Origin of the sequence: Rugamonas rivuli (genome assembly GCF_009380165.1) — a bacterium.
GTDB classification, from domain to species: Bacteria; Pseudomonadota; Gammaproteobacteria; order Burkholderiales; family Burkholderiaceae_D; genus Rugamonas; species Rugamonas rivuli.
The window spans coordinates 13,050-25,641 of the sequence record NZ_WHUF01000010.1 but is presented as its reverse complement, the minus strand read 5'-3'; the positions used below and the strand labels follow the sequence as shown (position 1 = coordinate 25,641).

Annotated in this window: 8 protein-coding genes; 6 read left to right on the top strand and 2 right to left on the bottom strand. The window is 67.8% G+C overall.

Annotation, left to right across the window (positions count from 1 at the left end):
- The first annotated feature begins 42 nt into the window (after positions 1–42).
- From GEV01_RS27660 to GEV01_RS27650, 4 genes are all read left to right on the top strand, one after another.
- Positions 43–705: an Npun_F0296 family exosortase-dependent surface protein gene (locus GEV01_RS27660; RefSeq protein WP_152809183.1), complete on the top strand. Its 663-nt coding sequence runs from the start codon at positions 43–45 to the stop codon at positions 703–705.
- Positions 706–717: 12 nt separating this feature from the next.
- Positions 718–1,284: a PEPxxWA-CTERM sorting domain-containing protein gene (locus GEV01_RS31245; RefSeq protein WP_235914609.1), complete on the top strand. Its 567-nt coding sequence runs from the start codon at positions 718–720 to the stop codon at positions 1,282–1,284.
- A 29-nt stretch (positions 1,285–1,313) separates the two neighbouring features.
- A complete protein-coding gene (locus GEV01_RS31365; protein WP_268878379.1) occupies positions 1,314–1,448 on the top strand; it encodes a hypothetical protein in 135 nt (44 codons plus the stop codon).
- Positions 1,449–1,822: 374 nt separating this feature from the next.
- Positions 1,823–2,215, top strand: a complete 393-nt coding sequence (locus tag GEV01_RS27650; protein WP_152809181.1) for a hypothetical protein — start codon at positions 1,823–1,825, stop codon at positions 2,213–2,215.
- A gap of 23 nt (positions 2,216–2,238) precedes the next feature.
- Here GEV01_RS27650 and GEV01_RS27645 read toward each other — a convergent pair whose 3' ends face one another.
- The gene (locus GEV01_RS27645) at positions 2,239–5,274 is read right to left on the bottom strand and encodes a sensor domain-containing diguanylate cyclase (RefSeq protein ID WP_152809179.1); all 3,036 of its coding nucleotides are present in this window, start codon (positions 5,272–5,274) and stop codon (positions 2,239–2,241) included.
- Complete coding sequence (queC, locus tag GEV01_RS27640; protein WP_152809177.1) at positions 5,275–5,982, bottom strand: 7-cyano-7-deazaguanine synthase QueC; 708 nt, start codon at positions 5,980–5,982, stop codon at positions 5,275–5,277.
- A gap of 106 nt (positions 5,983–6,088) precedes the next feature.
- Between queC and GEV01_RS27635 the strand changes: the two genes are divergently transcribed.
- Complete coding sequence (locus GEV01_RS27635) at positions 6,089–7,951, top strand: autotransporter assembly complex protein TamA (RefSeq protein WP_235914608.1); 1,863 nt, start codon at positions 6,089–6,091, stop codon at positions 7,949–7,951.
- Positions 7,951–12,426, top strand: coding sequence for a translocation/assembly module TamB domain-containing protein (locus GEV01_RS27630; protein WP_152809173.1), 4,476 nt, complete (start codon positions 7,951–7,953; stop codon positions 12,424–12,426). The genes GEV01_RS27635 and GEV01_RS27630 overlap by 1 nt, the downstream gene beginning before the upstream one ends.
- Positions 12,427–12,592 lie beyond the last annotated feature (166 nt).

Sequence of the window (12,592 nt, the reverse complement as noted above, 5' to 3'; positions counted from 1 at the left end):
CCGCTTCATCGCTTACTGACCACTCAACAAGGAACGTCCAAAATGTCCATTTCCAAAACCTTGCTGGCCATCGGCTTGGCAGGCGCAGCCTTCAGCGCCAGCGCCGGTGTCACCTACAACGCCTCGGCCGGCCCCACCTCCGGCGTCGGCGGCGTCACCACCAATACCTTCGACGACGGCCTGCTGCCGGTCGGTTTCGCCACCTACGACCAGCTGGGCGCACTGATCCCCTCGCCAGGCAATCCCGGCTACGCGGCCCAGCCGCCGGGCGACCCGACCGCCTTCTTCTCGGTCGGCATCAGCAACGGCCAGCCTTCGTCGTCCAGCGTCACCTTCGGCGGCAACGGCGTCGACTATTTCGGCTACTACATGGGTTCGCCAGACGACTACAACATCGTGACCATGTACAGCGGCAACACCATGGTGCTGCAGATTAACGGCATCGCGATGGCGGGCGCCGCCAGCCTGATGGCCAACGGCAACCAGCAGGTCGGCTTCTACATGAACTTCTTCACCGACAGCGGCACGCACATCACCAAGGTCACGTTCTCGGCCAACCAGAACGCCTTCGAATCGGACAACCACTCCTACATCGCGGCCGCCGTTCCGGAACCCGGGACCTACGCCATGCTGTTGACCGGCCTCGGCCTGCTGGGTTTCGCCAGCCGCCGCAAGAACAACGAGAGTTCGCCACGCTTTGATTAAACGGGAAGAGACATGAAAACACTGTTTCCAAAAATAGCAGCCGCCGCCCTGTTCGCCGTGTCCGGCTTCGCATCGGCCAGCGCCTCGCTGGCCGACTGCAGCCTGACCGATATTTACTTTGACATCCCGGGCGTGACGGTGTCGAAATGCTACGGCTATGTCGCAGGCAACATGATCGACAATTCGCCGGCCGACACGCTGGCGGTGAAAAACATCCTGTCGTCGCAATTCGCCTTCCCCGGCCAGAGCGGGGCGCCGATCGAGTCGATCAACGTCGTCATGAATCCCTCGACCCACGTCACCACCTACGACTTCGCCCACCTGCTGACCGGCGACGTCATCGTCGGCCTGCACTTCGGCAACGGCAACGGTGGTCCGGGCAATGGCACGGCGTTCTACGAGTTCAACGCCGGCAGCGGCGTCGACAAGTTCTTCACCCACCTGCAGGCCAGCTCGAACGCCGGCCTGTACAAGCTGAGCGTGTACACGCCGCCGGTGCCGGAACCGGAAACCTACGCCATGATGCTGGCAGGACTGGGCCTGGTGGGCGTGCTCGCCCGCCGCCGCGCCCGCGCCTGAACACCCCGGCCAGCACAAAAGCCCGCATCATGCGGGCTTTTTTTCGTCTGGCGCCGGGGCGGTCAACCGGTGATGGTCAGCACGAGATGCACGGCCGCGGCGGCGGCATGATGGGCGGCCGCAGCGGCGTGATGCGCGGATCGATGGCCGGTTCCGGCATCTGATAGCTGAACGGCGTAATGATGATGGGCGGTATCGTGGGCGGCGCCGATGGCGGTCCTTTGGGTCCTCCGCCGGAAAGACGCTGGGCGCTACGCTGGCGCTGTCTCCGCTTGCACATCGAGGATATCGATTGACCCTCGCTCAATTCTAGCCAAGCCATGTTAAAGCCCTCCCTGCACTGGTCAGGTTATCAGTATAGGCAGGGATAACTTTAAATCAAGGAACATTCCCCCGCTCGTCGCGCCTGGATCGCATTCCATCCCGCCAATTTGCCGGTCTGTCGCAATCCGCTGGCTGGCGCGGGGCGGGCTCGGTAAAGTTCAACCATGCCAAACGGCACAAGAAAAACAGAACCACCCAACCACCGAGGTCAGCCATGAAAATCACCGCTAAAAAACTGGTATTCGCAGCCTTCGTCACCCTGCTGGCAGTCTCCGCATGGCAGGCCATCTTCGGTGACGGCATGCAGGTCAACATCGACGGCGACGAGATCGACGGCCCGCTGGGCTTCCTGCTCGGCACCGTGTTCGCCGGCGGCGGCCTGCTGATCGCCGCGGTGGCCATCACCTGCGCGGCCGTGTTCGTCGGCGTGCTGTTCGCCGGCCTCGGCATCCTGATGATCAGCGGCATGGTGCTGCTGGCGGTGGTGGTCGCGGCGGCCGTCTCGCCCCTGCTGCTGCCGCTGCTGATCCCGGTCGGCATCTACTGGATCTTCCGCAAGCGCAGCCGCAAGCAACACCAGCACGCCGCGCTGGAACACGCGGTCTAAGCCAGCCCCCAGCACCACCAGTTTCAATCGGAAGCGGCCGGGACCTGAACTCCCGGCCGATCCGCCTCGACATCAAGCAGTTCCACCCGGTTGCGGCCGCCGCGCTTGGCACAGTACAGCGCCTGGTCGGCCCGCCGCAACGCCACATCGCCGCCGCTGTCGGCCCGGCCCATCGCGGCGATCCCGATACTCACCGTCACCGTCAGCAGCACGCCATCGTCGAGCCGCATCGCCGCCTCCGCCACGCGCTGGCGCAGGCGCTCGGCAAACACCGCCCCCGCATCCAGCGGCGTGCCCGGCAACAGCACCGCGAATTCCTCGCCGCCGATGCGGCCCAGCATGTCGATCTTGCGCTGGCCGTCGCGCATCAGCGCGCCCAGCTGGCGCAGCACGGCGTCGCCGGCCGCGTGGCCGTGCTCGTCGTTGATGCGCTTGAAGTGGTCGACGTCGAGCAGCAGCACCGTGGCGCAGGCTTCGACGTCGCGCTGCACGCGGCCGTGCTCGTCCTCCAGGCGGCGCATGAACTCGCGCCGGTTCGGCAGGCCGGTGAGGAAATCGGTGGTGGCCAGCAGGCGCAGCTCGTCGTCCATGCGGCGCCGCTCGGTCACGTCCAGCGTCGAGACGATGACGAAGTCGAGGCTGTGCGTGTGGCCCGGCATCACCAGCAAGGTCAGCTCGTTGAGCCGGGCCACGCCGTCGAGCCGCTCGAAGCTCGCCTCGCAGGCGAAGAAATGCTGGCCCTGCGCCAGCGCGGTCAGCGCCAGCGCGAAGCTGGGCATGGCGGCCAGGTCGAAGTTTTGCGCCAGGCTCAGCTGTGATAAATCCTTGCGCCCCGGCGCCATCCCCACCTGCGCCAGCGCGGCGGCGTTGGCGTCGACGATGCGCACCAGCCCGGCCATGCGCCGCAGCTGGCTGGCGTTGGCCTGCAGATAGCGGCCCAGGTCGTCGATGCCGGACAGCTCCAGCTCGGCCAGCGCGGCGCGCACGCCCGACCAGTCCTGCTCCCACAGCGCCACCGGCGCATGGTCGTACAGGCTGCGGAAGCGGGCCTCGCCGGCGCGCAGCGCCACCGTCGCCCGGGCCTGCTCGATGGCGATGCCGGCCAGCCGCGCGGCCTGTTCGATCAGCGCCATGTTGGCCAGGCTGGGCAGGCGCGCATCGCGGTGGTAGATGGCGAAGGCGCCCAGCACATTGCCGGCGGCGCCGAAGATCGGGTCGGACCAGCACGAGCCCAGCCGCGCCTGCAAGGCCAGGTCGCGGTACTCGACCCAGGTCGGGGCGTTGCGGATATCCTCGACGATCACGCGGCTGCGGGTCAGCACCGCCTGCGCGCAGGCGCCCTGGCCGCCCGCGATGGCGCGGCCGTGCACGGCGGCGTTGAAGAAGGCCGGCAGGCTGGGCGCGGCGCCGACCAGCAGGTGCTCGCCCGCCTCGTCGAGCAGCAGGATGCTGCACAACATTTCCTCGTTGCCCGCCTCGACGCCCTGCACCACGCTCTCCAGGATGGTTTGCAGCGGCGCCCCGGTGGCCAGCAGTTCCAGCACCTGGCGCCGGGTCTGCTCGCGCTGTTCGCCCTGGGTGCGCTCGGTGATATCGCGGAACGACCACAGCCGCGCCGGCTCGCTGCCCAGTTGCAGGCGGCGCGTGTGCTGCTCCAGCACGCGGCCATCCTTCAGGCGCAGCAGCTCCAGCTGGCTGCCCTCCTGCAGGCCAGGCAGCGGCAACTGCTGCGGCGACAACAGCATGGCCGGGCCCGGGTGCAGCATCTGCCGCGCCATGTGCGCCATCAGCGCGGCGCCGTCGGCCTGCCAGTCCAGATGCTCGGGCAGGTTCCACAACTCGCGGAAGCGGCGGTTGGCGTTCAGCACGCCGCCCTGCAGATTGTCGACCAGGATGCCGTCGACGGTCGAATCGAGAATGCTGCGCAACATCGCCTGGCTGCGCTGGGCGCCGTCGGCCAGCACCAGCAGCGTCGACTGGCCTTCCTGCAGCTCGCCGGCCAGCACCTCGGCGCGCGCCAGCGCTGCGCGGGCCCGCACGCGGCCGCGCGCCAGCAGCCAGGTCAGGCCGGCCAGCAGCGCGCTCAACAGCGTGCCGGCCACGGCGAGCGGCGCCGCCTTGTCCGGCACGGCTGCAACGCCGGGCACGGCGCTGATGCGCAGCGTCCAGATATGGCCGCCCACGCTGATCTGCTGGACGCTGCCGCGCGGCTGCGCGCCGATGGCCGGATGGCTGTCGTACATGCGCGCCGGCTCGGCCAGCGCCACGCCGTCGTAGATCTCCACGTCCAGCGCGGCGGCGCGCGGGCCGCCCAGTCCCGCCATCAGGTCGCCGACGCGGAATGGCGCATACACCCAGCCGGCGATGGCGGCGCGGCGCGCGGCCACGGTATCGGCCGGCTGCCCGCGGCGATACAGCGGCAGCAGCATCAGGAAACCGGACTGGGCCGGCTCGACCTCTTCCTGCACCAGCCGTATCTTGCCGCTGACGGCGGGCAGGCCGGAATCGCGTGCCTGCTCCAGCACGGCACGCCGCACCGCTTCCGAGGCGACGTCGAAGCCGAAGGCGCGCTGATTGTTGCCGCTGAACGGTTCGATATACACGACCGGCGCATACCAGCCGCGCGCGCCGTCGGGCCGGATACGGTAAGCGGGATAGCCGCCCTGGCGTAGCGCGCGCTCGTGGTCCGCAAGCTGGGCCGGCGTCACCAGCGCGATGTAGCCGACGCCCTGGATGCCGGGGAAATGCTGGTTCAGGTTTTGCCCGGCCAGATAAGTGCGGAATTCGCCGCGGTCGACCTCGGCGGAGCTGAGGAACAAGCCCTGCACGCCGTACAGCACCTGCATATAGGTCTGCATGCGCTGGTCGAGATTGTTGACCAGCTCGCGCGCCCGGCTGTCGAAATCAACCCGGGCATCGTGTTCGGCATCCTGGCGCGCGCCCTGCCACAGCACGGCGGTGGCGCCCAGGCAGCCGGCCAGCACCGCCACCGTCAGGACACCCGGCGTGAGCAGCCCTTGTAACAACCGGCGCAGCCTGACCCGGGCGCCGGCAGCCATCTACACCTCGCTGCCCGCGAACTGGCGGTAGCCGCGCGCGCGCAGTGCGCATGCCGGGCAGGTGCCGCAGCCATAGCCCCAGTCGTGCAGCGCGCCGCGCTCGCCCAGGTAGCAGGTGTGGGTGCCGTCGCGGATCAGGTCGACCAGCGCCTGGCCGCCCAGCTCCTGCGCCAGCTCCCAGGTCTGACGCTTGTCGCGCCACATCAGCGGGGTTTCCAGCTTCAGGCGCGTATCCATGCCCAGGTTGAGCGCCACCTGCAGCGCCTTCATGGTGTCGTCGCGACAGTCCGGGTAGCCGGAGAAATCGGTCTCGCACATGCCGCCGACCAGCACCGTCAGGCCGCGGCGATACGCCACGGTGGCGGCCACCGTCATGAACAGCAGGTTGCGGCCGGGGACGAAGGTGTTCGGCAAGCCGTTGGCCTGGGTCTCGATGGCGATATCGTGCGTCATCGCGGTCTGCGAAATCTCGGAGATCAGCGACAGGTCGATCATATGGTCTTCGCCCAGCTTGGCATTCCACTCGGGCGTATGGGCGCGCAGGCTGGCGATCACGGACGGGCGCACGGTCAGCTCGACGGCGTGGCGCTGGCCGTAATCGAAGCCTATGGTTTCCACGCGCGCGTAGTGCTTCAGCGCCCAGGCCAGGCAGGTGGTGGAATCTTGGCCACCGCTAAACAGGACCAGGGCGGAATCGGTAGGCAGCATTGCTTTGTTCTTTCAAGGGCGTGCAGGGTGTTGCAACGTTATTAGTACGCCATCTTTTGAGGCAATCCGGTAACATGACTGTCAGCGTACACCCTGATGGAGTCTCATGTTACCGGCATTGCCAGCAAAAAAATTGGCAGGATCACGAATTTTGGCACAAGTTGTGGCAAAAGTATCCGGCTGCCTGGCGGCAGCCGGCGTCCTGGCCGTCCTGGCCTCCCCCGCCGCCGCCCAAGCCCTGAAGTACGACGTCCACATCGCAGCCCCCGGCGCGCTGGAAGAACTGCTGGAACAAAACCTCGACCTGCTGCGCTTTCGCGGCAATCCGCGCATGGACCGCGAGCAACTGCTGCGCCTGGTGCGCGCCGCGCCCGAGCAGATCCGCACGCTGGTGGCCACCGACGGCTACTACTCGCCGGTCGTCAGCGCCAAGCTCGACCGTGACGGCGAAACGCCCAAGGTCGAGATCAGCGTGCAGCCGGGCGAGCCGGTGCGGGTCGGCGACATCGACCTGGTGCTGGAAGGCTTCGCGCCGACGCCCGGCCTGCCGCCCGACCAGCAGTTCGACACCGCCAGGCTGAAGGCCGGCTGGACGCTGAAAAAAGGCGAAGTGTTCCGCCAGACCGACTGGGAACAAGCCAAGCGCGGCCTGCTGCGCCAGGTGGTGCAGACGCGCTACCCGCGCGCCCAGCTGACCGACAGCCAGGCTACGGTGGACCCGGAGCAGCACCTGGCCGCGCTGCGCGTGGTGCTCGACAGCGGCCCGGAGCTGCGCTTCGGCGAACTGCGCATCGAAGGCCTGAAGCGCTATCCGGCCGCCATCGTCCGCAACCTGAACCCGATCCACGCCGGCGACTACTACAGCGAAGCGGCGCTGCAATCGTATCAATCGCGCCTGCAGGACACCGGCTATTTCAGCAGCGTCGAAGTGAGCGCCGACATGGGCGCCATCCTCAACGAGCAGCTCGACGCGGCCGCCGCCACCCCGGCGCAGAACGCCGAAGCGGCCATGGCGCCGCTGCCGCTGCTGGTGCGCGTGACCGAGAACAAGCGCCGCAACGTCAGCGCCGGCGTGGGTTTCAGTACCAACACCGGCAACCGCGCCTCGCTCACCTACGACGACCTGTCGGTATTCGGCCTGCGCATGAAAAGCGCGCTGACGCTGGAAACCAAGAAGCAGACCGCGCGCAGCGACTTCTACTTCCCCACCACGGCCGAAGGCTACAACGACAGCTTCGGCGCCTCCTTCGAACGCAGCGACATCTCGGGCGAAGTCACCAGCGTGGCCAGCGTGGCCGGCAAGCGCGCCTGGGGCACGCCACTGCTGGAGCGCAGCCTGTCGCTGGAGCTGCTGACCGAGACCAAGACGCTGGACGGCATCCCGTCCAGCACCAGCAAGAGTTTGCCGCTGACCTACGGCGTCACCTGGCGCAAGCTGGACAACCTGCTGTTCCCGACCAAAGGCTACGCGCTCAACGCGCAGCTGGGCGGCGCGCTGCTGCCCGTCCTGACCGACCGCGCCTTCGTGCGCGGCTATGCGCGCGGCGTGTTGTACCGACCGCTGACCACCAGCACCAACCTGATACTGCGCGCAGAACTGGGCGGGCTGGCCTCGCGCGACAAGGTCGGCGTGCCGGCCGTGTACCTGTTCCGCGCCGGCGGCGACCAGTCGGTGCGCGGCTACGCCTTCCAGGAGCTGGGCGTGCGCGAAGGCGACGCCATCACCGGCGGCCGCTACCTGGCCACCGGCAGCGCCGAGTTCCAGTACTGGTTCAAGCCTTCGTACGGCGCGGCGGTGTTCTACGACGCCGGCAACGCGGGCGACACCTTCAACGCGCTGCATCCTAAATCCGGCTACGGCGTCGGCGGCCGCTGGAAGAGCCCCGTCGGGCCGATCAACGTGGACGTCGCCTACGGCCACGCGGTACGCAAATACCGTTTGCACTTCTCGCTGGGATTCACCTTCTGATGGCTGACAACAAAGACAATCCGACGCCGGACGCGCCGAACGCCGCCACACCTGCCCGCCGCCGCTGGCCGCGCCGCGTGCTCATTACGCTGGCGGTGCTGGTGGCCCTGCTGGCCGGCGCCTTCTGGCTGCTGGGCCGCGAATCGACCTTGCAGCAGCTGGTGCAGCGCATCTCCAACGCCAGCGGCGGGCAAGTGTCCGTGACGGGCGTGAGCGGATCGCTGTACCACCGCATGCATATCGACCGGCTGGTGTACCGCAGCAAGGACAGCGTCATCACGGCCGACAACATCGATATCAACTGGTCGCCGCTGCAGTATTTTTCGGAAGGCTTGTCCATCAGCGAACTGCACGTGGCGGCGCTGACGGTGCGCAGTCTCGGCCCGTCGGAACCGGCCAAGATGCCGGCATCGCTGGCGGCGCCCTTCCGTCTCAGCCTGTCCGACGCGCGGCTCGACAAGCTGACCTTGAGCAGCGCCACCGGCAGCGACGTCATCGAACGCCTGCGCTTCAAACTGTACGGCGACAAGAGCAGCTGGCACCTGGAAGACGCCAGCGCACAGACGGCGTTCGGCAACGTGAAGGCCGACCTGACCATCGGCGCCGACAAACCATTTGCACTGCAAGGCAAAGCCGCAGCGGCAGGCGGCAACGCGCAGCTGTCGCTGGAAGCCGGCGGCAACCTCGCGCTGATCACCTTGAAGGCACAGGGCAGCGCCAACGGCGCCAGCGGCAACGCCAGCGCCGCATTGGCGCCGTTCGATCCGGTCATCCTGCGCGCGCTCGACCTGAGCGGCCGCGATCTCGACCCGGCCGGCTTCGATCCCGGCTGGCCGCAGGCGAAGTTCAGCCTGAAACTCAGCGCCGCCATCACGCCCGACCAAAAACTGTCCGGCCAATTCGCCCTGCAAAACCAGGACAAAGCCGCCCCGCTCGACCAGCAAGGCCTGCCCCTGCAAGCCTTCAGCGGCAAGCTGGCCGGCACGCTGACCGCCTCCACACTGGAAAACGTCCTGCTCGACCTGGGCCAGGCAGGACGCTTCACCGGCGGCGGCCACGTCAAGCGCAGCGGCCCCGAAGCCGGCATCGACGCCGCGCAGTTCACGCTGCACACCGACCGCTTCGACCTGAAGAACATCCACAGCGGCATCAACAAAACCGCCGTCGCTGGCGACATCACGCTGGCCAGCACGCCCACCAAGCAAACGCTGAACGCCAAACTCGCGCAAGACGGCCTGCGACTCGACCTGCAAGCCACGCTGGCCAACGCCATGCTGCAACTGCACCAGGCCCGCCTGCTGGCGAAGAAAGGCAGCATCACCGCCACCGGCCAGGCCAGCCTGAAGGACAAGCAGGAATTCAGCGCCAAACTGCGCGCCGAACACTTCGACCCGTCCGCGCTCGCCCCTGCCCTGCCGATCGCCGATCTGAACGCAGACATCAACGCCAGCGGCCACATCGCCCCCGCATGGCAAGTCGCCGCAGGCTTCGACCTCAAGGCCAGCAAGCTCGCTGGCCAGACCCTGTCCGGCAGCGGCAAGCTGAATGCCGATGCAAAGCACATCAGCGGCGTCGACGCGCATCTGGCGATGGCGCAGAACACCGCCGATATCAGCGGCAGCTTCGGCGCAGCGGGCGAACAGCTGCGTTGGAAAATCGACGCGCGCCAACTGTCCGCGGTGGCCGCCGACTTGATCGGCGCCGTCAACGCCAGCGGCATCGTCAGCGGCACCATGGACGCGCCGCGCACCAGCTTCGAAGCCGACGCCAAAGGCCTGGGCCTGGCCTCCGCCAAGCGCCCCGCGCCGGATAGCCTGATCCACGCCAGCGGCGACATCGCACTGGCCGGCGCGAAGAAAACGCCCGAGCTGAAAATGAACGGCAGCATACAGCGCCTCAATCCCGCCGCATTCGGCGCGGCGCAGGCGGGCGCCATCAACGCCGGCTTCACGGCCGACGCACGGCTGGCCGCCGACTGGCGCGCAGGCCTGAACCTGACCTTGCAGCCATCGACCTTCGCCAACGCGCCGTTGAACGGCTACGCAAAACTCAACGCCGACAAGAACAGCATCGGCAACGCCGACATCGACCTGCGGCTGGCGGCCAACAGCCTGCAAGCCAAGGGCAGCTTCGGCAGCGCGCTCGACAAACTGGAATGGAAACTCAACGCGCCGCAACTGGCCGCGCTGGGACCGCAGTTTGCAGGCGCGCTGCGCGCCAACGGCACCTTGTCCGGCACCAGCGCCAAGCCGGCGCTTGCGCTCACGCTGGACGGCAGCAACCTGCGCGCACCGGGCCAACAGCAGATCGGCACCATACGCGGAAGCGCCACGCTGGGCAGCACGATCGCGATGGCGGCCGCTCCCGCCCCCGCAGCGACGAAGCAAGGCCGCCGCACGATACCGGCCACCGACGCCGACACCTACGCCGACGTGCCACTGGTCAGCGACATCGAAATCACCCGCTACGTCTCCCCTACCCTGACACTGGACAAAGCCCGCCTGCAAACCAGCGGCACGCGCAGCGGCCACGTGCTGCAAGTCAGCGCCAGCAACGCCGACTTCGACGCCGCCTTGCGCGTCAAGGGCTCCTGGGCCAACGACGCCTGGACCGGCGCCATCGACACACTGCAAAACCGTGGCCGCTTCGCCCTCACGCTGGCCGCGCCGGCGCAGCTGAAACTGACCGCACCAAGCGGCACCGGCGTGGCCGGCCTGCTGCACCCCGAGCAGATCGCACTGGGCAGCGCCACCATCAAGCTCCCCGACGGCAGCATCCGCATCGACAGCCTGGCGAAGACCGGCCCCGCCTGGAGCAGCAAAGGCATGGCGGCCGGCGTACCGGTCAACTACCTGGCCCAGCTCTCCGACGCCTGGCGCGACAACGTCCGCAGCAGCATGACCATCGGCGCCGAATGGGGCCTGAACCTGCAGGCCGCCAGCAAAGGCAGCCCGCCCGTCCTCGGCGGCATGCTGCATGTGTACCGCGAACAGGGCGACCTGACCATCATCGGCGCCGACCTGCCGCAACCACTCGGCCTGCGCACGCTGAACGGCCGCGTCGACGTCAACGACGGCACGCTGCACCTGCAACTGAACCTGGACGGCACCCGCGCCGGCCAGGCCCGCATCGACGCCACCGCCCAGCTGCACGACGGCCGCCTGGCCGAGAGCAGCGCCATCACGCTGAACGGCAGCGCCAATATGGGTTCGCTGGCCTGGCTCGCACCGCTGGCCGGCCAACCCGGCCTGGAGATCGACGGCTCGCTGAAGCTGGCCGTCACCGGCGCCGGCACCATCGGCGCGCCGCAACTGAACGGCGACATCAGCGGCGACAAGCTGGTGCTGAACTGGCTGGACCAGGGCATCAAGCTGCGCAACGGCCAATTGCAAGCGCGTCTGAGCGGCGACCAGCTACAACTGCAAAAGCTGGCCTTCGACGGTGCCGAGGGCCACGCCCAGGCAGACGGCTGGATACGCTACGCCGGCAACGAAGCCACCATGAACCTCAAGCTCAGCGCCGACAAACTGGAAGTGCTGGCGCGGCCGGACCGCATCCTGGTCATCAGCGGCCAGAGCACGCTGGTGCGCGACGCCAAACGCTTCCAGCTGGACGGAAAATTCCGCGCCGACCGCGCCAGCATCGAACTGGCCGGCGAGAACACACCGACGCTCAGCGACGACGTGGTCATCGTCGGCAAAGGTGCCGCGCCGGCCAAGACGCCGCAAGGCCAGCCGCTCAACATCGACCTGGAAGCGGACCTCGGCGACGCCTTCCACCTCAAAGGCAAAGGCCTGGATGCCCAGCTGGCGGGCGCGGTACGCATCCGCGTGGCCGACCGCCGGCCGCCGCGCGTCACCGGCAGCATCCGCGTGGACAGCGGTACTTATGCGGCGTATGGACAGAAGCTGGCGATCGACCGCGGCGTAATCAACTTCACTGGCGCCTACGACAACCCTGGCCTGAACATCCTCGCCGTGCGGCGCCGCCCGGAAGGCGAAGCGCTCAGCGAGACTAATGTGGAAGCGGGCGTGGAAGTGCGCGGCACGGCGCTGGCGCCGGTGGCCAAGCTGGTGTCGACGCCTACCGTGTCGGACAGCGACAAGCTGGCCTGGCTGGTGCTGGGCCACGGCATCGACAACACCGCCGGCAACGACATGGCGCTGCTCAGCGCAGCGGCGGGCGCACTGTTCGGCGGCGGCCAGGGGAAACTGGCGAATGCATTGGGCGTGGATGAACTGGGCGTGAGTCAGGCGGCCGGCACCTCGGCCGGTGCGGCCACCGGCTTGCAGACGACGGTGGTCACGGTGGGCAAGCGCCTGTCGTCGCGGGCTTACCTGAGCTTTGAACAGGGTGCGGGCACGGCGACCAGCCTGGTCAAGCTCAAATACAAACTGAACCCGCGCATCACGCTGCAATTCCAGACCGGCACCAACAACGCGCTGGACGTGCTCTACACCTGGGCCTTCGATTAAGCCCTAGCTTGGGTTATGGTCCGGCACCGGATCATCCTGCGGCACAGGATGGGGGATGGCCGGCGGCGCCGGATCATCCACCGGTACGGGATCGGGGGCGCGGTGAGCGGTAACGGTATCCATGGTCGACACTCCGGTGATTGGCACGTCCTGTATTCTACGCCGC